Annotated in this window: 19 protein-coding genes and 1 pseudogene; 10 read left to right on the forward strand and 10 right to left on the reverse strand. The window is 67.3% G+C overall.

Translation table 11 applies throughout. The features are described from left to right. The first annotated feature begins 4 nt into the window (after positions 1-4). Complete coding sequence (locus tag P0084_RS12550) at positions 5-1,468, forward strand: FGGY family carbohydrate kinase (protein WP_308917203.1); 1,464 nt, start codon at positions 5-7, stop codon at positions 1,466-1,468. A 38-nt stretch (positions 1,469-1,506) separates the two neighbouring features. Beyond that, the gene (locus P0084_RS12555) at positions 1,507-2,520 is read left to right on the forward strand and encodes a sugar-binding transcriptional regulator (RefSeq protein ID WP_308917204.1); all 1,014 of its coding nucleotides are present in this window, start codon (positions 1,507-1,509) and stop codon (positions 2,518-2,520) included. A gap of 209 nt (positions 2,521-2,729) precedes the next feature. Here P0084_RS12555 and P0084_RS12560 read toward each other — a convergent pair whose 3' ends face one another. Then, on the reverse strand, positions 2,730-3,506 hold the full coding sequence (locus P0084_RS12560) for a hypothetical protein (protein ID WP_308917205.1): 777 nt from the start codon (positions 3,504-3,506) through the stop codon (positions 2,730-2,732). Between the two features lie 332 nt (positions 3,507-3,838). Between P0084_RS12560 and P0084_RS18535 the strand changes: the two genes are divergently transcribed. Beyond that, the gene (locus P0084_RS18535; protein WP_374213650.1) at positions 3,839-4,420 is read left to right on the forward strand and encodes a transposase; all 582 of its coding nucleotides are present in this window, start codon (positions 3,839-3,841) and stop codon (positions 4,418-4,420) included. Beyond that, positions 4,417-5,220, forward strand: a complete 804-nt coding sequence (locus P0084_RS18540; protein ID WP_374213651.1) for a transposase — start codon at positions 4,417-4,419, stop codon at positions 5,218-5,220. The genes P0084_RS18535 and P0084_RS18540 overlap by 4 nt, the downstream gene beginning before the upstream one ends. 1,089 nt (positions 5,221-6,309) lie before the next feature. Here the strand turns inward: P0084_RS18540 and P0084_RS12570 are convergent. The 3 genes and pseudogenes from P0084_RS12570 to P0084_RS12580 all read right to left on the reverse strand — a co-directional run. After that, positions 6,310-7,959, reverse strand: a pseudogene (locus P0084_RS12570) (type IV secretory system conjugative DNA transfer family protein); the annotation flags it as partial. Next, positions 7,952-10,297, reverse strand: coding sequence for a relaxase/mobilization nuclease domain-containing protein (locus P0084_RS12575; protein WP_308917206.1), 2,346 nt, complete (start codon positions 10,295-10,297; stop codon positions 7,952-7,954). The pseudogene P0084_RS12570 and the gene P0084_RS12575, both read right to left, overlap by 8 nt. Beyond that, positions 10,284-10,859, reverse strand: coding sequence for a helix-turn-helix domain-containing protein (locus P0084_RS12580; RefSeq protein WP_308917207.1), 576 nt, complete (start codon positions 10,857-10,859; stop codon positions 10,284-10,286). Before P0084_RS12580 ends, P0084_RS12575 begins: the two co-directional genes overlap by 14 nt. A 763-nt stretch (positions 10,860-11,622) precedes the next feature. Between P0084_RS12580 and P0084_RS12585 the strand changes: the two genes are divergently transcribed. The 4 genes from P0084_RS12585 (at position 11,623) to P0084_RS12600 (ending at position 14,194) form a co-directional block, all read left to right on the forward strand. After that, the gene (locus P0084_RS12585) at positions 11,623-12,366 is read left to right on the forward strand and encodes a ParA family protein (protein ID WP_308917208.1); all 744 of its coding nucleotides are present in this window, start codon (positions 11,623-11,625) and stop codon (positions 12,364-12,366) included. Beyond that, on the forward strand, positions 12,366-13,091 hold the full coding sequence (locus tag P0084_RS12590; protein ID WP_308917209.1) for a hypothetical protein: 726 nt from the start codon (positions 12,366-12,368) through the stop codon (positions 13,089-13,091). The genes P0084_RS12585 and P0084_RS12590 overlap by 1 nt, the downstream gene beginning before the upstream one ends. A gap of 402 nt (positions 13,092-13,493) precedes the next feature. Next, a complete protein-coding gene (locus P0084_RS12595; protein ID WP_308917210.1) occupies positions 13,494-13,751 on the forward strand; it encodes a hypothetical protein in 258 nt (85 codons plus the stop codon). Further along, the gene (locus P0084_RS12600; RefSeq protein WP_308917211.1) at positions 13,748-14,194 is read left to right on the forward strand and encodes a hypothetical protein; all 447 of its coding nucleotides are present in this window, start codon (positions 13,748-13,750) and stop codon (positions 14,192-14,194) included. The genes P0084_RS12595 and P0084_RS12600 overlap by 4 nt, the downstream gene beginning before the upstream one ends. 287 nt (positions 14,195-14,481) lie before the next feature. On the opposite strand, the gene P0084_RS12605 is transcribed toward P0084_RS12600, so the two are convergent. The 6 genes from P0084_RS12605 to P0084_RS12630 all read right to left on the reverse strand — a co-directional run bounded on the left by P0084_RS12605 (position 14,482) and on the right by P0084_RS12630 (position 17,998). Further along, positions 14,482-14,703, reverse strand: coding sequence for a hypothetical protein (locus P0084_RS12605; RefSeq protein WP_308917212.1), 222 nt, complete (start codon positions 14,701-14,703; stop codon positions 14,482-14,484). Continuing rightward, entirely contained in the window at positions 14,700-15,047 is a 348-nt protein-coding gene (locus P0084_RS12610) for a hypothetical protein (RefSeq protein WP_308917213.1), read from the reverse strand. Before P0084_RS12610 ends, P0084_RS12605 begins: the two co-directional genes overlap by 4 nt. Before the next feature lie 50 nt (positions 15,048-15,097). Continuing rightward, positions 15,098-16,000, reverse strand: coding sequence for an ArdC family protein (locus P0084_RS12615; protein ID WP_308917214.1), 903 nt, complete (start codon positions 15,998-16,000; stop codon positions 15,098-15,100). 528 nt (positions 16,001-16,528) lie between these two features. Continuing rightward, positions 16,529-16,828, reverse strand: a complete 300-nt coding sequence (locus tag P0084_RS12620; protein ID WP_308917215.1) for a hypothetical protein — start codon at positions 16,826-16,828, stop codon at positions 16,529-16,531. A 15-nt stretch (positions 16,829-16,843) separates the two neighbouring features. Beyond that, the gene (locus P0084_RS12625) at positions 16,844-17,506 is read right to left on the reverse strand and encodes a hypothetical protein (RefSeq protein WP_308917216.1); all 663 of its coding nucleotides are present in this window, start codon (positions 17,504-17,506) and stop codon (positions 16,844-16,846) included. Between the two features lie 177 nt (positions 17,507-17,683). Then, positions 17,684-17,998: a hypothetical protein gene (locus P0084_RS12630; protein ID WP_308917217.1), complete on the reverse strand. Its 315-nt coding sequence runs from the start codon at positions 17,996-17,998 to the stop codon at positions 17,684-17,686. Positions 17,999-18,150: 152 nt separating this feature from the next. On the opposite strand from P0084_RS12630, the gene P0084_RS12635 reads away from it, so the two are divergent. Together P0084_RS12635 and P0084_RS12640 are read left to right on the forward strand one after the other, a co-directional pair. Further along, the gene (locus P0084_RS12635) at positions 18,151-18,585 is read left to right on the forward strand and encodes a LexA family protein (protein WP_308917218.1); all 435 of its coding nucleotides are present in this window, start codon (positions 18,151-18,153) and stop codon (positions 18,583-18,585) included. Beyond that, positions 18,582-19,853, forward strand: a complete 1,272-nt coding sequence (locus tag P0084_RS12640; protein WP_308917219.1) for a Y-family DNA polymerase — start codon at positions 18,582-18,584, stop codon at positions 19,851-19,853. Before P0084_RS12635 ends, P0084_RS12640 begins: the two co-directional genes overlap by 4 nt. Positions 19,854-20,114: the final 261 nt, after the last annotated feature.

Below are 20,114 nucleotides of genomic sequence, written 5' to 3' on the forward strand. Positions count from 1 at the left end.
CCGCATGGCGGACGGCGCGATCCTCGCCATCGACGAGGGCACGACCAACGCAAAGGCCGTGATGGTCGCACTGGACGGGGCGATCCTGGCTACGGGATCCGCCCCGCTGGCCATAACGCATCCCAGGCCGGGTTGGGTCGAGCAGGACGCGGACGCGATATGGGATGCCACCCGCCATGCGGTATCGGACTGCCTGGCACAGGCAGGCGGCGTCCAGCCGGTTGCCATCGGCGTGTCGAACCAGCGGGAATCGGTCCTGATCTGGGACCGCCGGACGGGTCAGCCGCTGGGGCCCGTCATCACGTGGCAATGCCGCCGCACCGCCGACGTCTGTGCCGCCTTGCGGGAGGCGGGGCACGAGCCGGATGTCATCGCCCGCACCGGATTACCGCTCGATCCGCTGTTCCCGGCGACCAAGGCGCGGTGGCTGCTGGACCACCATGCCCCGGCCGGTGGCGAGCCGCTGATCGGCACGGTCGATTCCTGGCTGATCTGGAAGCTGACGGGGGGCGCGGTTCATGCAACCGACTGCTCCAACGCATCGCGGACGCAGCTTCTTGATCTGGCATTGGGGGACTGGGACCGCGACCTGTGCGGCTTGTTCGGCATCGACCCCGCGATGCTGCCCGCCATCCACGATTCGGCACATGTCTATGGTCGGACCGATGGCGTGGACGGCCTGCCCGACGGCGTTCCCGTCGCGTCCGCCATCGGCGATTCGCACGCGGCGCTGTTCGCGCATGGGGCCTTCGCGCCCGGTTCGGCCAAGGCGACCTTCGGGACGGGATCGTCTGTCATGATCCCGCTGGACGCCTTCGCGCCGCCGCCGCCGGGCATCACGACGACCATCGCCTGGTCCCTGGAAGGTCGGTCGACCTACGCGCTTGAGGGCAACATCCTGGTCAGCGCGTCGATCCTGCCCTGGACGGCCGCGCTGCTGGGCTTGGATGACGTCGATGCGGTGCTTGCGTTGGCGGATACCGTATCCGATGCGGGTGGCGTGTCGCTGGTGCCGGCGCATGTCGGCTTGGGCTCCCCCCATTGGGTGCCGGATGCCCGTGGCCTGATCGACGGCCTGACCTTCGGCGTGGGTCCGGCGCAGATCACGCGTGCGGCCGTAGACAGCATCGCCTTGCAGGTCTGCGACGTTCTTGCGGCGATGGAGAATGCAGCACCCCCGGTCGCCCGCCTCTCCGCCGATGGCGGCCCTAGCCGGAACCGTGCGCTGATGGGACGGGTCGCCGATCTGTCGGGGCGCAATGTCGCGCCCTGCGCTGCCGGCGAAGCGTCCGCCATGGGTGCAGCGTACCTGGCGGGACTGGCCATCGGTCTTTGGCCGGACCTGAACGCGATCGCCGCTATGGTCCGCCACGACGACCCCATTCCTCCCGCGATGGGGACCGCGGAACGGACCGCGGCGCTGGATCGGTGGCGGAAAGCGGTTGCCCGGGCGGCCCGACCGTCCTAACGCATAATTATGCATCCCAGGCGGAAGGACGATCGGGAATGTCGCGCCTGAACGAGCTTCGCATGATCGCCCGCGTGGCGCAGATGTACCACGTCGAAGGCCGGCGGCAGGTGGAGATCGCCAAGCACCTGCGCATGTCGCAGGCCACGGTGTCGCGCATGCTCAAGAAGGCAATCGCCGAAGAGATCGTACGCACCACCGTCGTGGCCCCGTCCGGCACCTATTCCGATTTGGAGGGCGCGTTGCGGGACCGGTACGGCCTGTCGGAAGCCATCGTCGCCGAATGCGCTGAGGACCGCGATGCCGCCATCATGGCCCGCATCGGCGAGGCGGCGGCCCATTTCCTGGAAGCGACGCTCCAGCCGGGCGAGGTGATCGGCGTGTCGAGCTGGTCGGAGACGATCCTGCGCATGGTCGACGCGATCCACCCGATGGGACAGGGACGCGCGGGCCACGTGGTGCAGATGCTGGGCGGCATGGGCGATCCGACGGTGCAGGTCCATGCCAACCAGCTCGTCACGCGCCTGGCGAAGCTGACGGGGGCGACGTCGCATCTGTTGAACGCGCCCGGCGTGGCCCAGTCCCGCGACGCGCGACTGGTCCTGGTGGGCGATCCCTATGTGCGCGAGACGATGGACCTGTTCCGCCGCATCACGCTGGCGGTCGTGGGCCTGGGCACCGTCGAGCCGTCGTCGATGCTGGCGCGCAGCGGCAACGTCTTTTCCCCCCGCGAATTGGCGGAAGTCGCGGCGGCGGGCGGCGTAGGCGACATGAGCCTGCGGTTCTTCGACGGCGCGGGGCGGCCGGTCCGCACCGCGCTCGACGACCGCGTTATCGGCATCACCGTGGACGAATTGTCCGGCATCGACCGCGTCGTCGCGCTGGCGGGAGGCCAAACCAAGACCGACGCCATCCGCGGCGCGCTGCTGACGGGCGTGATCGACGTCCTGGTTACCGACCGCTTCACCGCGGAAAGGCTTACACTCAACGACTTCGCTCGGACGCCCGAAGGTAAGGGTCAAGCCATGACAGACTTGCATAGGGCAGGCTGATGGCCTGACGGGCGACCGACCGTAGGAAGCAGCAAACGTCCACTCAGCAATCATTCCTGGTAGCAAAATTAGCTTATCACGAGAACCAGACTGCCCGAGAACGTCTCGCCTCCACTTAGCGTCTCGAACCCATCAGGTAGCGGACGTTCCGTCAGGGTTCCTCCCGACAGAGGCGGCGCGTTGAGAGCCGCGCCGCCTGCCGCTAGGCGTCAGCCGAGCGCGTCGTAGGGCGTCTCCACCCCGTAGAAGACGCCCTTGTCGATTGTGATGTCGTCGTCCGTCACGACGGCGTCGAGCAGCGTCACCGTGCCGAGCGCGTCGCCCTGATGCGCGCCCGCGCCGCCCTGTTCGCTGTAGAAGGTCAGGAGCGTGTCGTCGATCAGGCCGTCGCCATCTGCGTCGATCATCTCCGCGGATTGCAGCGTCACCGTGTGGCCCTCGAAGACCAGCGTGTCGACCTCCGGGTCGTAGTCGGTGACGACGTCGTCGCCGATGGTCTCGACCCAATGGTCATGCACGTCGTCGTTCTCGCCCGCGACCGCTCGGTAGTCGACGTTCCCGTCCTCGTCGCGGTGCTTGTCGAGGATCTCTTCCTTTGCGTCCAAGAGCCAGCGGAAGGTGAACGTGTCCGCCCCGTCGCCGCCGGTGAGGACGTCGTCGTCGCTCAGCGGTTCGTCGGGTTCGACCTTCCCGACGCCCTCCTCAACCTTCTGCGCGATCTCCGGCTCGCCGCCCCATGAGATCGAGAGCAGCGTGTCGTCGCCGTCGCCGCCCTCCATCGCATCGTTGCCGAGCCCGCCTTCGAGCGCGTCGGCCCCGATGCCGCCGATGAGGACGTCGTCGCCGCCCCCGCCCGCAAGGTCGTCATCGCCGCCACGGCCCTGAATGACGTCCTTGCCCTCGCCGCCGACGAACGCGTCGTTCGCTTCGGTCCCCTTGACGACGTTGGCGCCGTTCCCCTTGGCCTTGCCCTTACCTTTGCTCATCCCTGGCATCGGCATCTCCTTGCATTGGTCTTCGACGCCCGGCGAAACTGCCAGGCGGTACGGCTTAGGGAGGCAGGCGTTAACGAAGCCTTACCGATCAGCGTCGGCTGTTCGGCGATGGGCGGGGAACTGCAGGAGTGGTATATGTGAGGGGCTGCGACGCTCCCGCGGCGGCAGGCGAGCCACGACGGGCGAGGTCCGGGTACGTGCAGATCGTGGGCGCGCTCACGGTCGTCCCGGATGGGTGCAGGGTCTGTTGAAATTCTCCCTGTTTCTCTTGGTCTGTTGGGGTTGGCGTGATTCACTTCCTGTAGGTTGAGGGGGGACGGATCATGATGGGACGGCAGGTCGATCAGGGGGCGCTGTTCTACGAGGTCCGGCTGGAGGACCGGGTGCCGGCGGGGCACCTGCTCCGGCGCATCGACGCGATCCTGGACTTGTCGTTCGTGCACGAGGTGATGGCGCCGCATTACGCCCGCGGCGGACGTCCCTCGGTCGATCCCGAGCTGCTCATCTGGATGCTGCTGGTGGGCTATCTCTACGGCGTCCGATCCGAGCGGCGGCTGTGCGAGGAGGTCGACCTGAACCTCGCGTATCGTTGGTTCTGCCGCCTTGGGCTGGACGGGCGCGTACCGGACCACTCGACCTTCACCAAGAACCGGCACGGGCGCTTCCGCGAGAGCGGGCTGATGCGCGAGCTGTTCGAGCGGATCGTGGAGCAGTGCCTCGCCACCGGCTTGGCGGGCACCGACCACGTCGTGGTGGACGGCAGCCATGTGAAGGCGGATGCCAACAAGCAGCGCTGCGTGAAGACCGCCGAGGAACTGCCCCGCGCGGGCGAGGGAGCAACGCGGGCAGTGCGCGAGTACCTGGCCGATCTGGAGACGGCCGCGCCCCAGACCCCGTGGGGGTGACGCGCTGGACCCCGAAGGCGGTCTCGACCACCGACCCCGCGACGGCCTTCAGCGGCAAGTACGGCCGCTACGTCTTCTCCTACGGCATCAACGTGATGGTCGACAGCGCGTCGGGCATCATCCTCGACGCCCGCGCGTCCGCCGCCCGCACCGCCGAGGAGCCGATCGCGGCCTACCGCATGATCGACCGTATCCGCGAGCGGCATGGCGTCCGACCCCGCATCCTCGCCGCCGACACGGGCTACGGGTCAGGCCACTTCCTCGCCTGGCTCGAGCAGCAGGGTATCGAGACGCACGTGCCGGTGATCGACCACCGGGGCCGCAAGAAGCGCTACCTGCCCAAGGAGGCCTTTGCCTACGACGAGGCGAGCGACACCTACACCTGCCCGCAAGGTAAGACGCTGCGCCGATCAGGTGCGAAGCGCGGCCAGCCTACGAGGATCGAGGCTGAGCAGATCCCCTACTACCCGTCGCGCAGCGATTGCGGCCCATGCCCGGTCCGGGCGGACTGCGCCCCATCGGGCCTTCGCAAGATCAGCCGCTCCGTCCACGAGCCGGCCCGGGACCGTGCCAGGGCCCGCGAGGGAACGGACGCCTTCGTCGTCTCCACACGGCTCCGACGCCGCGTCGAGCGCGTCTTCGCCTGCATCAAGCATCACGACGACCTGCATCGTGTCCGCCTCCGAGGCCTGCGCGGCGCCGACGAACAGTTCCTCCTCGCCACCACCGCCCGAAACCTCAAACGAATGGTCCGCCTCGGAGCGGGTCAGCCACCCGCGAAGGCCCCGGTGGCGGCCTGAAGCCGCCCGACCGAGCAGGCGTCGGTCCATGACGCCCAGCGAACCAGGATCACCTAACGATCAAGCCACCATGGCGGCCATCATCCCGGCAGAGCAGCAGACTTCTTCAACAGACCCTGCACGCATGCGGGACGATCACTAGGAACGTCCATCCCGTTCCATCAGGGTCCCTTAAACCGTTCGGAACGCCCGGCGGCGCGGGTCTAAGCTCATACGGAACGGTCGAGACGTGTCATAGGGGGTCGATGATCCTCCCCTCCCCCACGGCCTGGCCTGCCGTGAGCATGGACTTTCCCGATCCGTTGGGACCGGCGACGACGTGAAGCGTCGGACGGCTTCCGTCGTTCACGCCTTCACGCCGCCCGCACGTTCGACCCTAAGATGCGCCTCGGCCGTCACATCGGTCTCCGTGCCGTCCGGCGCGATCTTGATGATGCGCCCATCGTCCCCGAGGACGACGACGTTCATCCCCTCGGCGCGGCGCGCATCGAGGACCTGGCGCTGCCGGTCGATGAACTCCGGGTTCTCCCGAACGACCCTTGGCCGGTCGCGCAGCGGCTCGTGGGCCTTGGAGCGCCCGTGCCGCTCGGTCAGGATCGCCTCCAACTCGGAAAGCTCGACGTTCGCGCGTTCAAGGGCGGCTTCCGCGTCGACCGTCGCCTCGACCTGTCGAAGATCGAGCGATTGCTGAACGGCAAGGTCCATTTCGCGCTGATCGCTGTCGCGGACGGCCGCCGTCACCGTCTTCGTGCCCTTCCGGGTCTTGCGGGACGCAATCGTCACCGTCCCGCCGCCGCTCGGCGTCGCCTGGGCCATCGCGACGGATGCACCCTCGGCGATGACCGGGGTGGCCGGTGCGGCGGGCGGGGCCTTCGGAGCGGGCTCCGGCACGGCATCGAAGTCGAAACCGGGCATCGGTTCGTCCGGGCTGGTCACTGGTGCCGACCGCGACCCGCGATGCTCGACCTCCGGCGTGGCGGCCTGCGCCACCGCAGGCGCCTCTTGATCGACGGACGCCGTGTCGTCGGCCGACTCGGCGGCTGCTTCGACCTCGGCCTCTTCCTCCGGCGTGAGCGTCAGGTTCACGCTCGGGAACGGAAGCTCGCCCTTCTGCGCGCGGTGGAGCTTCTTGAACATCGGATCGTCGTAATACTCGATGCGCTTCGCCCGCACCGGCATCTGCGCGTCCACGACCATGATGATGTCCCCGAGGGGCATCCGCCGCGCGTCATCCTCGGTCAGCAACGCCACCTCTTCCGTGCGCTCGGACATGCTGCGTCCCTCGAACGGGTTCCGGCCGATGGACCTCGACCGGGTGACGACCCGCTTCGTGGTTTTGCCCACTGCCTTCGATAGCTCTTCGACGGTCTTCTCGTCGGACGGCGTGAGGTAGAGCTTCACGCCCGCGTTGCCCTGAAGCGCGCGGCGGGTGTTCTCGCCATAGATTTCGTCCAGCGCCGGGATGGTCTGGGTGATGACCGCGAGGTGGCCGCGATAGGTCCGCAGCGTCTCGATGCTCTCCACGACGATCGGCATCTTCCCGAGGCGGTTGAACTCGTCCAGCAGGATCATCACGGGCCACGGCTCGTCCGGGCCGGGGTTCTTGGTCTGCAAGGACGCGATTAGGTCGGAGAAGAACAGCCGGATCAGCGCGGCCATCGGCCTCACCATGTTCGGGGCCACGACCATGTAGACCGACATGGGTTTCCGGCGGATGTCGCGGAAATCGAAGTCGCTCTCGGCCGTCGCGCGATCAATGGCCGGGTTGGACCACTGATTGAGGCCCGAGGTCATCAGAAGCGACAGGTAGGACGTGAGCGTGTCGTTGTTGGTCGATGCGAGCCGGATGAAGATGCGCCGGGCCGCCTCGTTCTTCACTCGCGCGGCGAGGTTGCGATAGGCCACCTGCTTGTCGCCGCCGTCCGACGCGATCCGGTAGATTTCGCCCAGGGTTGGCGTCTTTCGCTCGAAGGCCAGAAGGCCGGCGGCGACGAACAACTCGATCCCGCCCTCCAAGAGCCCCTTCACCCGGTCGTTGTCGGATTGGAGGAACAGCGTGGCGAGAAGCTGAAGCTCCATCTGCTGCTGCTCGGGATCCTTTAACTGATAGATGCGAAGGAGCGGGTTGTAGCGATGCGACCTCCGGTCGGCCCAATCGGTCGGGGCGAACCGGAATACCTTGTCGCCCGCCGACGCGCGGTGTCGGGCCGTCTCCTCGAACAGCTCCCCCTTCACGTCGAGCGCGACCGTGCTGCCCTTCCATAGAAGGAGGTTCGGGATCGCGAAGCCGGACGTCTTGCCTCGTCCGGTCGGCGCGACGATCAGCGCGTGCGGAAAGACCTTCGACACGGCGCTCAGATACCGGCCCTTCCGCTTCGGGCCGCTCAACTTGCCCAGCACGAAGCCTGTCCCGAGCTTGCCGAAGAAGCCGTTCCGGCGCAGCTCCATTGCCTTCTGGAAGTGGGTCGTCCCGAACCGGGTGAGCGCCTGGCCGGACAGGGCCGCGCTGACGACCAGTCCCAGGAGGGTGAACCCACCGATGATGATGTTGACCATCTGGAAGTCGGACGGGCGGATGAGCCGCCAATCGAGATAGCTCTGCGCGATCCAGAAGAAGTCGAGCTCCGCACGCAGTCCGAAGTCCCGGAACGTGAAGTAGGCGGTCGCGGCGACGTAGCCGAGTGCGGAGAACACAAGGGTCAGGAGGACGACGCCGAGGGTCAGCTTGGCCTTATCCATGAGTGGTGCCCTTCTCGGTATGGGCGTGCCGGATGCGGTGCGCCTCGACCTCCTCCTCGGAAATCTCCAGCGTCACTTCGTCCAGCGCCTCGCTCTGCGCCGTCGCTTCGTCCGATTGCAGGTAGGCTTTGGCCGCGTAGAGACGGTCCAGTCGGTCGTCTATGATCTGGTCCATCGCGTCGGCATCGCCGTCCTTGAGACGTGCCAACTGCTCGTCCGACAGCTCACGCTCGACCGCGCCCCGGAACGCTTCCCGGCTCTCGGCATCGGGCAGCGAGTCGTGGATCGGGTCCGTCTTCTCTCGCAGCACCACGTCGTTGATCGTCTGACGGCGCTCCGCCTGCGCGATGCCCTGGTCTTCGGCAAGCGCCTCGCCAGGCTCCTGGGCCAGCTCCTCGGACACGCGCTCGCGGTAATCCGTATCCGCCGCGCTCTGGTCGATCAGCAGATCGTGCGCGCGCTCGGCCGCGTAGCGGTCGACGGCCTCGTCGTTGCGAACCCCGTCGACCTGGGCATAGGTCTGCCCGAGGCCGCGCGCGAGGTGGTCGGGCATGTCGGGGTAGCGTTCCTTGAAGTCCCGCGCGACGGCATCCTCCACGCTCTCGCGCTCCCCCGCGCGCTCCATGATGCTCTCCGTCTCCTGTGCCACCCGGTCGAAGGCCGCGCGGTCCGTGACGTTCCTCCCGAACGGCTCGTCCGTCAGCACGGCGGACGGGGCGGCGACGATCTCCGGGCGCTCGCGCAGATAGTCGCGCTGTTCCTGCTCGATCCGGGCTTCCGCGCGCGCCTCGATCTCCAAGGCGCGTTCGTTGATCTGCGCCTCCCCTGCCCCGTCGCGGCGCATGTCCTGGCGGATCGCGCGGCTCGCATCCTCGATGCCCTGCCGGTCGTAGTGGAAGTCGCGCCGGTCCTCGACGTCGATCACGCCGTCGTCGCGCAGCACCTCGGCGCGTTCCAAGGCGGTTCCGAGCTTCACATGCACCGCGTCCAGCTTCTCGGACGCGACCCGCACGTCCTCGCGGCGCTCAAGGTTGAGCCCTTCCGTCTTGGCGATCTTCTCCATGTCCTGCGCCAGCCATTCCCGCTCCATCGCGGCGTTTTCGGCGCCGCGCTCCACGCGGGCGATGACCGTCTCGCTGGAAATGCCGGTGCCGCGCAGCGCGGTCTCGATCTGGGCGCGGGTCTCGGGCTCGCGCATCCGGGCCGTCAGCTCCGTGTTGATGTTGGCCTGGCTATAGACGCCCGTGTCGGACGGGGCCTGCGTCAGCGTGGCGGACCGGACGCCCATTGGCTGCAAATGCGCCATGTTCGCGTAGATTTCGTTGAGCTGCGCTTCCGCCTTGGGCCGCTCGGCCTCGGGAAGCTCGCGCACCATCGCCTCGACCCGCTCGGTGCGCTCCGCGAATTCCGACTTCATCTCGTCAAAGCTGGCCATGTAGATGTCTCCTGTCTGTTCGAGTTTGCCCTTCTGCGCGAGGATTTCCCCGGCGCGGAACAAGGCGTTCGCGATGTCTTCCCGGCCCTCGTCCGACGCCTCAGCGGACAGGGCTCCGTAGATCTTCGATGCGACCGCGACCTCGGACGCCGCGCGGGCCAGGTCCTCGCCCACCCGCTCGCGCTCGACCGGCGCACGCGCTTCCGTCTTCGCAGCATACACTTCGCCGGTACGCGCCGGGTAGGTCAGCACGCCGCGATCGACGCGCCGCGTGGCCTCCAGGCGGACGCCCACCTTGTCGGCCTCCTCGACCATCGCCATGCGGAAGTCGTCGTAGTTGAAGCGGTGATCGCGCCCGAGGTAGAAGATTTCCCCCTCCTGCGACCGCCGATTGAGAACGATGTGGGCGTGGGGATGATCGCGGTCCTCGTGGACGGCGATGATGTAGTCGAAGGTGCCCTGCTCGTTGTTGAAGAACCGCTCGGCCACGGCCGCGGTGATGTCCCGCACGTCCTCGCCCTTGGTGCCCACGGGATAGGACATGAGCATGTGGGTGGTGTGCCCCAGCTTCGGATGGAAGCCGGTTCCCCAGTTCTCCGCGAACCGCTCGGAGACGCCCTTGATCTCCTTGGCCATCAAGGTCGCCTTGCCGTCGAGCTGGCCCCGGCTGTCCACGATATGAGACGACTTCGTGGTCAGATAGTCGAGCTGTCGGGCGAGCTGCGCCTTCGTGTGCGTGCCGCCGCCCCGGATCGCCTTGAAGACGGCCGCCCGATGACCGCGCGCGGCCCGGACCATCTGGCGCTGCTTGGACCCGAGGCCCTGGGTCGATCCCCGGACCTTGCTCCACCCCTCGCGGAAGACCTCGCCCGTGACGGCGGTGACGGCATCACTCCGCGCCATCGGCCAGCTCCCTCAATGCGGCATCGACGGTCATCTCGATCCTGGCGCGGCGGCGCTCGGCCAGCGAGTTCACCTGATCGGCGAAGGCGAGGACGAAACCGGCGAGGCTCCTGATCTGCGCGAGACTGGCGACACCGAAGGCCGGCGCGATGCCCTTCTGTTTCGCCTCGTTCAGCCGCTTGGCGATCTGCGTGACGTTGTTCCCGACCCGATTGAGGGACGCGCGGAAGCTGCGAAGCTCGCCTTCCAGCGTCTCGTCGGGCTGAAAGACCCCGTTCGCGGCCTGGATGAGACGGCGCATTCCGTCCGATCTGCTGCTGATCCCCTGCCGTGCGAGGACCGCATCGAAGGCGCGAAGCTCGTCCTCGGTGACGGTGACGCTGACCTGGCGGGTGCGGACGCTGCGCTCGCGGCGGCGCTCTTTGTCAGTCCGAAGGGTGTAGTAGATCGTTCGCTCGGTGACGCCGAACCGATCTGCAAGCGCCTTGTGCGTAACGCCTTTCGCCCGCTCGCGGACGATGGCGAGACGGTCATCACGAGTAAGGCGACGGCGCGTCGGCATACTGAACATACAACCCCTATTTCCTGCCAACCTCTTACCGTTATTTAGGCTCCGACTCAATCGAAGATGGCGTCATGTGTCGGAGCCGTTTAGAATGGCGGTAAGGCAATCGAAGCGGACCCCGACCAGGGGGCCGCGCGTCGAGCCCCACGGGCGAGACCGGCCGGAAGCGGAGCTGAAGGCCCAACGAGAAATCGCCCCAGGACGCCGCTGAGAGGTCGTCCGCACCCTACCCCCCATCGGCATTCGACATGGCGCTGTAGCCCCCCTTCTGGCGGCGCTACGGTCATCCGAAGACAGTGCGCGACCTGCGCCTCCGCCGCACGCGGCTCGTTCCGCGCCTCCAATTTGGCAGACGACGGATGAAGGATAACGGATAAAGGATAACGGATAATAGCTAACAGATGAAAGATGACGGATAACGGATGACGGATGACAGATAACGGATGACGGATAGAAAACGACGCAAGACGGTTGACGACAAACGATGGGCGGATAGCGGAAAACGGTAGGCGGATGGCGGAAAACGGTAGGCGGATGGCGGCAAACGGAGGAAAGATTACGGAAGCAGCGCAACGGACGGCGACGGACGGATGACGGAAGGCGCGTGGCGTAAGAAGCACAGCGGTGAACGCATAGCAGAAAGCGCATGACGAACGACGCAGGGCGCGGTAACGATAGCGAAGAACGGAAGACGCGTCACGCAAAGCGGACAACGGATGACGCGGAACGGATGACGCGAGGCGCATCGGAGGGACGGAAGATGAAGGACACGGCGGCGGAGGAAGCGCGGGTGGCGAATGACGACATGAAGGTCATCACGGTGATGACCCGGAAGGGCGGGGCCGGAAAGACGACCCTGACGCAGGCGCTCCTCAGCGCCGCGATTTCGCAGGGCAAGCGGTGCCTCGCCCTCGACGCCGATCCGCAGCAGGGCCTTCACCGCTGGCTCTACGAGGTCGCCCAAGACGAACCCCTCCTCACCTTCCGCCAGCTCGAATTTGCGGCTGACCTCGGCAAGGCGGCGGACGAAGCCTACGAGTCTGGCGAGGTCGATCTGATCTTCGTGGACACGCAGGGCGCGGCCGAGGCTTGGGCCGACGAACTTGCCGCACAGAGCGACATCCTCGTGGTTCCCATGAAGCTCGGGAAGACCGATTACCTTATCACGACCGATACGGTGAATTGGTATGCCGGTCTCCTCGATCGGGTCGATAAACCCGAGCTTCTGCCCGAGTTGCGGGTCATCGTCTCCGGGGCGACCATGAAGCCCAACAAGACCGAACAGGAATACGAGGCATTGGCCGTTCGGAACTTCCCCGTCCTTCCGACCTACTTCATGTATCGAAAACAGCATCTCGATGCGGGCGCGAATGGCTTCCTTCACAAGCTGGCCGACGCGAAGCGCAACTCGACGTTCGGCCTCGAACGGCGACATGCCCAGCATTTCGATGAGGCGGTGAAGGAAGCCTCCGCCATGCTCGATGAAATCCTGGGAGAAGTGTGATGGGACGCCGCGAACGACCCAAGGTCAGTGGCACGGATCCGGCCTATTCGCACGCCTTCCTGAAGGAACGGCCCAAGCTGCCGAACGGGATGCCCCCGTCCGTGAAGATACCTGGCCTCAACGATGGCGGCGCGCAAGCCGGGCCGTCCACGGAGGAGGAGAAGCCCAAGGCCGGTCCCGCACCCGTGCCGGACGCGGCCGATCTGGCGGCGAAGGTTGCGGAACCGGAAGTCGAGCCGACACCGGAGGCGAAGACGGAAGCGAAGCGACCTGCTGCGAAGCCCAGCAAGCGCGTAAAGGCGAAGCGACCGGCGGACGACGCAGCGCCCCCGAAGGAAAGCGTCACGGCGAACGCTTCTTCGGGGGAGAAGCGAAAGGTCTCGCTCAAGGTCTCGATGACGACGGCGCATGTCGAAGCGATGAAGCCCCTCGTGGCGGCAGGGCTCGCGCAGCGCGACGTCCTCGCGCTGGCGGGCAGGCGGACGATGAAACGGTTCGAGCCGTCTCCCGACTTCGTGCCCGTGCCGGACGGGGACAGGGTGCCGATGACGGTGGCCTACTCCACGACCAAATACGTCTCCGGCCGAATGCTCGATGACATGCGGGACGAACACGACCCGCTGCGCGTGAAGTCGGATGCCGCGATGATCAGGGGGCAATTCGAGACCCTGTTCTGGTCCGTCCTCGATGACGTGATCGCAGAGCTGCGCCAGCAGCGGGGATAGAGCGCACAGCGCGTCGTCCAGCCATACCACAGAGGGGGGAGGAGTTGCGACTTCCTCCCCCCCCGAAGCGAAATAGACAGGGCCGTGTCCTCGCGCGTCGCGCTGCGGGCCGCACCACCCCTGTCGATTTCGCTCCACCCCCCACCTCTCGCGCTCGCCGCAAGGCAGGCGGTCAGGCGGGGCCTGACCGCCGCATCCATGATGACGTGGAGCGGTGTCCGGAGGCCCTGCCGTGCATCGGAGGATGAGGGAAAGCCATGCCGCGCAAGGTGAGAACAGAAGCAAGGGCGATCAAGCGCATCCGGGACGCCCGGACCAGGGCCGTCGTCGGGTGGCTCTACCGCTGGAAGGAAGGCGGGGAGTTTCCAATGTGGAAGGACGGCCCCAGGTCGGACGTGATCTATGAATGAGGGCGGCCTGTTCTGCCTGCGCGCCGAGGATGCCGTCCGCGACCTCGGTGCGGTCTATTCGGCCTCCGAGGAAAGCCTGCGCGTCCTCGGCGCGGCTTATATGCGCGATTTGAAGACCATCGGCTCGCTCGTGCTGCACGGCCCGGACTACGCGGTGATCGCCATCTTCGATGTGTGGACGGACGATTGGCGGGAGGCCGGGTCGGACGGCGAGCCAGCTTCACATGGGCCGCGTCGAATGGTAAGATGAAGGAAGAGCGGAGGCCCGTGATGCGTGCGCTCAACCCTTTGATTCTCGGCGCTTTCCTTGGCGCGTTCCCGATGGCCGCCGCTGCCTGGGACCACAGCATCGAACGCGGGCTCGATCTCTATCAGGCCCGCGACGGCGGTGTTTCGGTCGCGCTCGTCTGCGATCCCAACAGCGTCTACGGCGGGACGTCCCAAAGCGGCGTCCTGCTGAACCTCGTGGGCAATGTCGATGCGTCGCTGCCCGTGACGTTCCGCTTCCCGGACGGCATGGCCGTGCAGGCGGAGCTGGTTCACGGCCGCGTGGGCAAGGCCGAGATGGACGCGGGCGCGTGGGCCTCGCTTCTCGACGGGTTCCGCAGGAACGCCGCCATGACGCTCGAAGTCGGGGACGCGGCGTCCCGGCCGATCGAGCTGGGCGAGCCGGTGATGTTCACCTGTGTCTGACGGGAAGTCGCGGCGGCCTGCGTAAGCCGCCGCCGCGATATGCGTGCCTGTATGCGCCGCCTCTCGGGGTGGTTGCTTCACCTCTCAAGTTCTTCTGACAGAACGCCGAATCGCGGACAACCTCGGGGTTGGCGCCATCCGGCGGGCCGGTCCGGCGCGCGCAGCGTGGCGGACCGGCCCGCCGCGATTCCGCACCTTCCGAAACGAAGGCCCCCGCCGGGGAGGATCGGCGGGGGCCATCGGAGGCGCTGGACGGGGGAGGTCCGGCCTCTGGGGCTATGATCTGGTTATAGGATTCCCAGACGCAACAACCATGACGGGTGCCCATGGCAGCATGTGCCGTCCGGGTCCACGCCCTCGCAACCGTCCGTCGCGATGCAGGCGCGATCGAATAGCATCGCCTCGATCTCGTCGGCCTCGGGCTGCGCCGTGGTCGGCTCGGGATAGGGTTTCCCGGTCAGCAGGTCGAACGGTGTGTCGTTTATAGCGCTGGACAGGTCCGAGGTCATGCCGCGCCCTCCGGCATCGTCAGCTCGGCCAGCCATGCGGGGCCGTGGGTGTTCCGCAGGCGGTGCAGGGCGGGTTCGGCCCGCGCCTCCGTCCAGTCGGCGCGCAGCGCGTCCTTCCAGCCGGGTCCGCGCAGGACCGCGAAGCGGGCGAGGGCGATCCGCTGCGAGGCGGTGAGCGTTCCCGCATGGGGAAGCTCGGCCAGGCGCGCGGCCTGCCGCAGGGCGGTCGTGCCCGCGTCGATCACTTCGGTTGCGGGCAGGTCGTGGAACGGACGCCAGAATGCGGCGCGGTCCTCGATGGTGGGGCCGACGCCCGCGCGCCGTTCCAGTTCGCCAAGGGTCATGGGGGAACCTCTCAAGGTGGTGGGGGTGTCGGGGAAGGGCAGGGGGCCGCTCACGCGGCCGCCCTCCCGATGTCGGCGTCCGCCTCGGCCGAGGTCCGGGCGTTCAGGAAATCGACGGCCTTCTGGGCTTCGGCGGCGGCGCGGAAGATCACGTCGCGGTCCGCCTTCATCGCTTCGATCCAGCCTTCGACATAGGCGGCGGACTGGTCGAATTGCGGCTCGATCCCGAGTTGCATCCCGAGGAAACAGGCCCCGAGTTCGGCCACCAGTTCCTCGAAGGCGTAGGCTTTGCGGTCGGCGAACCGCTTGATCCGGTCCAGCCGCTTTTCCGCGCCGGTCCAGTGGCAAAGCTCGTGGGCGAGGGTGCCGTAATACCCGGCCGCGTCGTGGAAGGTCTCGACGGGCGGCATGTGGATATGATCCGACGACGGGCGGTAGTAGGCGCGCGGCTCGGCGCTGGTCTCGATCCGCGCGCCGGTGGCGGCGAACCATGCGTCCAGTTCCGGGTCGGCCTCCGTCCCGAGGTCGCGGGGCGGGTCCGGGCGGACGTAGTAGGCTTCGGGCAAACCCTCGATCTGGTCGGCGTTGAAGACGTTGTTGACCTTGGCGAAATGGACGCGGCGCTTGCCGTCCTCGGCGGCCTCGTCCTCCTTCTCGACCGACCCGTAATAGACCGACTTCGCGGCCCGCTCGCCCTTGCGGACCATGCCGCCGAGTTCCTTAGCTTGGTTGAAGGTCATCCAGCGGTCGGAGGCGTAGCCTTTCACATGGGCCGCAGCCCATAGGATCAGGATGTTGACGCCCTTGTAGCCCTCGCCGGTATGACGCAACGGGAAGCCCGCGACGGTGCGCGCGCCGGTCCACGGCTGACGCCACGGGGGCGTGCCCGCCTCGATCTGGGCGACGATCTGGTCGGTGACGTGCTGCCGGATGTCGAAACGCTCTTTTGCCATGCTCTCGTTCCTTGTGGTGTTGGTGGGGTCTGTTGCCCCTGTGGGTCGGGTTTGGAGGCACGGCGCGTGGCGCCGCTGTCCTGCAAACCTGGCCTCGCCGAGAGCGGAGGGGGGCGAGACAAGGGGAGAGGGACGGGGGTGGTGCGGCCCGCAGGGCGTCAGCCCGAGGACACGGCCCCGGCCCGACCCCTTGTCCGAGGGGGGAGGCTGCGCCGCCCCCCTGACCGGCGCAGCGGCGTTCGGCTTGCCCGAACCCCAAGCCCAAGAAGGATCCCGGTCGCGCGCGGCCACCGGCCGGGCCGATCCGGGCCGCCCCAGGGATCGTCACCCGCAAGGGCGGAGACGCGGCCCCGCGCCCGACCATGCCCCGCCCGCCAGGACGCGGCTCCGCAGGAGACGGGGCAGGGCGGAAGGGCCGGCGCGTCAGTGCAGGGCCGCCGGGGCAGGGAGGACGGGGGGACGCGGCTTCGGGAGGACCGAAGGGACGACTAGAGCCCGGTGCGCGTCAGCGCAGGGGCACGGTCAGTTTTACTCGAGACGGTTCTCCGACTGGCGGCCTTCCTTCATCGGGACGGTCACGGGCTCGATTCCGAGGTCCGCGATGAAGGAGATGATCCCGTCGATGGTCTTGATGGATCGCACCGTGTCCTGATCGCGGGTCGTGACGAGCTGGCGGGCGGTGCCGTCCGGCATCGCGATGGCGATGGTCCAGCTCCCGCGGATGCCGCTTGTCCTTCGGTGCGGAGGGTCTTCGCAGGTGACGACGACGGTGCCGCCCTCGGCCAGCAAGCCGGGAATCTCTGCTTCGGTGAAGACGTTCTCGGGCATCGGCACGATGAGCGGCTACGGGCGCTGCGCCAGCAGTGCCGTCACCGTCTCCGTCGATCGCAGCCATGCGGCGATGTCCGGCCGTCGCCACTCGACCAGCTTCAGCGCGGCGCGGAGGTCGGCGGCGAGGTCACGGGACAGCAGGGGTTCGTGATGGGCGATCCGGTTGCGGAAGTTGCGGATCGTCTGGATGCGGGCGCGGACCTGGCCGCGCCCGACCTGCACGGTCATCTGCGGGGGTAGTCCGGGGAACGCCTGTCGCAGGTGCGGATTCCACAGCACCGCGTCCTGCGCCGCGACGAAGAGGTGCTGCCAGAAGACGAACTTGATGTCGGCCACGACGCTCCCGGCATGTTGGTGCCGCCGCGCGAGCGACCGAAGGTCGTCTCGCATCCGGTAGTGCCCGACTATTGGGCGAAGGGATTGCTGGAAGGCGGGGCTGCGGTGCCAGTCCGCGCCATAGACGGCCGCGATCGCTTCGACCGCCCCGTTGCGGGCCGCCAGCTCGGCGAATTGGAGCGGGGTGTAGAAGGCCGCCGCGAGGTCGGTGTGCCAGCAGTAGAGGTCCATCGCCTTCACGCGGTCCCCGCCGGCCTGCCTGACATAGGTGGCGAAGCGCGGCGGCGAGAGGACGGCTTCGAGGTCTAGGAGGAGCTGGACGGGCGGGGTACGTGGCAAGGGCGGACGGGTCTCCGTGGACGGTGCGGGGCGGTCCCGAACCTTGACAGACGGGGCTCCGAAATGTAGGTAGGCCGGTGAATGACTGTTGGGGACCGGAGGTGGCGACACCTTCCCCCTTAGTCAACAGATCAAAGCCCGGTGCGAAAGCACCGGGCTTCTTCGTTCGAGCTTTCGTCAGATGAAGAACGCGAGGATGGCGAAGACGAAGAGCGTCGCGCCGCCGGAAACGACGAGGAAGGTCGCAGCGCGCGAGGTCCGCGTCGTCAGGCCGTAATCCTCTATCGCGATCAGCAGGACGGCCAGCGCCGGCGCGAAGGCGGCGAGCGGACCGATGATGGCGGCGAAGATCGAGATGAGCGATCCGAGGGCGGCGGCCTGGCTGATGGCGACGCCGAAGCCGATGATCGCCGCGATGGTCGAGATGGCGCCGGCCTGCCAGAGCAGGCGCGCGCGCGACGTCTCGTGAGCGGGCAGAAGATGGTCGAGCATGGGTCGTGTCCTTTTATGGGGGTCTCCCGAGATGATACGACTGGCCCGTGAATGTCGGAAACGGTTCTCCACAGGGTTCGTGCGACGGATTTCTTGACAGAGAGGGCGGCGCTCGCAGATTAGAACATAAACAGAACATCGGAAGGACTCGGATGCCGCTCTATCGGATCGACACGCCCGTCATCGACCACGGCCAGCCGGTTCGCCTCGTGTCGCTGACCGTGAGTGCAGGGTTTCCGTCCCCGGCGGCCGACGATCTCGAAGACGAAATCGACCCGATCGCCTGGGTGGTGCGGCGGCCCAGCTCGACCTTCTGGTGGCGTGTCTCGGGCGACTGCCTCTGGGACGTGGGCATCCGCGACGGCGATCTGATCGCGGTGGACCGGGACGGCACTCGCCGCATCGGGCGCGCGGTCCTCGCCGTCGTGGACGGGCAGGTGACGGCGAAGATCCTTCGGCGTCGGAATGGGCGCTACTACCTCGCGCCTGCGAATGCGGGCGAGGACTTCCCCGACGTGGAACTGACGCCGGACAGCGAGGTCTGGGGCGTGATCGCGGGCGTGGTCCGGCGCTACGAACTGGAATGAGCCGCCAACCGATCGCGATCTCGGACAGCAAGAACTTCTACGTCAGCGCGGAACGGGTCTTCGATACGTCGCTGGCGAACGTGCCGGTGATCGTGCTGTCGAACAACGACGGCTGCGCCGTGGCGCGCAGCGACGAGGCAAAGGCGCTCGGGATCAAGATGGGCGACCCGCTCCATCTGATCCGCGACAAGGTGGAAGCGCATGGGGTCCGGGTCTTCAGCTCGAACTACACCCTCTATGCGGACCTCTCCCGGCGGGTGGTGGACACCTATGCGGACTTCACGCCCCATGTCGAAATCTACTCGATAGATGAGTGCTTTCTGGACTTCATGGGGTTCAGGGACCGCGAGGCGCACGCGCGCGCCATGCGTGCGGCCGTGCGCCGCCGGGTCGGCATCCCAATCCGGGTCGGCATTGCCAGCTCGAAGACGCTGGCGAAGGCGGCGAACGAACTGGCGAAGAAGAACCCCGTCTTCGACGGCGTGCTGGACCTGATGGATGAGGACCTGGCCCGCTGGCTCCTGCCGCGCGTGCCGGTGGGCGACATTTGGGGGATCGGCCGACGCACGGAAGCGAAGCTGAAGGGCGTCGGCATCGCCACGGCGGCGGAGCTCCGCGACATGCCGTTGCGCCAGGCCCGCAAGCTCGGCACGGTCGTTCTCGAACGGACCGTTCTGGAATTGCAGGGCGAACCCTGCCTGTCGCTCGAAGAGGTGGAGCCGCAGCGCAAGGGCATGGCCGTGACACGCTCGGCGTCCGCGCCGATGACCGACTTCGACACGCTGTTCCAGGCGATCACGGCCCATGCGACCCGGGCGGCCGAGAAGCTGCGCCAGCACGGGCTTGTGGCGGGGACGCTGACGGTGATCTTCCACACCAACAAGCACCGGCAGGACAGGCCGCAATGGTCGGCGGCGCGCTCCACGAAGCTGACGCCCATGTCCTCGGACACGTTCGACCTCGTGGACGCCGCGCGCAGGTGCGCGCGGTCGGGCTGGCCGAAGGACGGGAAACCCTACGGCTTCACCAAGGCCGGCGTCATGCTCGATGATCTGCTGCCGAGCGAGGATCGGCCGAGGACGCTCTTCGACGTCATGCGGCCGAAGTCGGCGCAGCTCATGTCCGCGCTCGATCAGGTGAACGACCGTTTCGGGAAGAAGACGCTCGTGCTGGCGTCGGAAGGCATGAAGCGGCCCTGGGCGCTGCGCGCCGATCATCGGAGCCCGCGCTACACGACGCGCATCGAGGATCTTCCCGTGGTCCGCTGACGCGGACGGGGGACTGTCTGCCCCCCGGCGCTTGCGTGCCGTCCCCCGAGGATATTTCCGGGAAGATGAATGGGAGGGGCTAGCGTTTCTTCGCGGCCCCGATGAGTGCAGCGAAACCGAAAAGGGCGATGAAGAGGGTGGCGACGACCATCCCGCCTCGTCCCGCGCGGTCAAGGCGTGGGCGTGCGGCGATCTGGGCGCTTCGGTGGCATATCCCGAGGATACGCGACGAATGTGAGAGGAAGGCGAAAGCCCCCGAGG

This window comes from Jannaschia maritima (assembly GCF_030973515.1).
Lineage (GTDB): Bacteria > Pseudomonadota > Alphaproteobacteria > Rhodobacterales > Rhodobacteraceae > Jannaschia > Jannaschia maritima.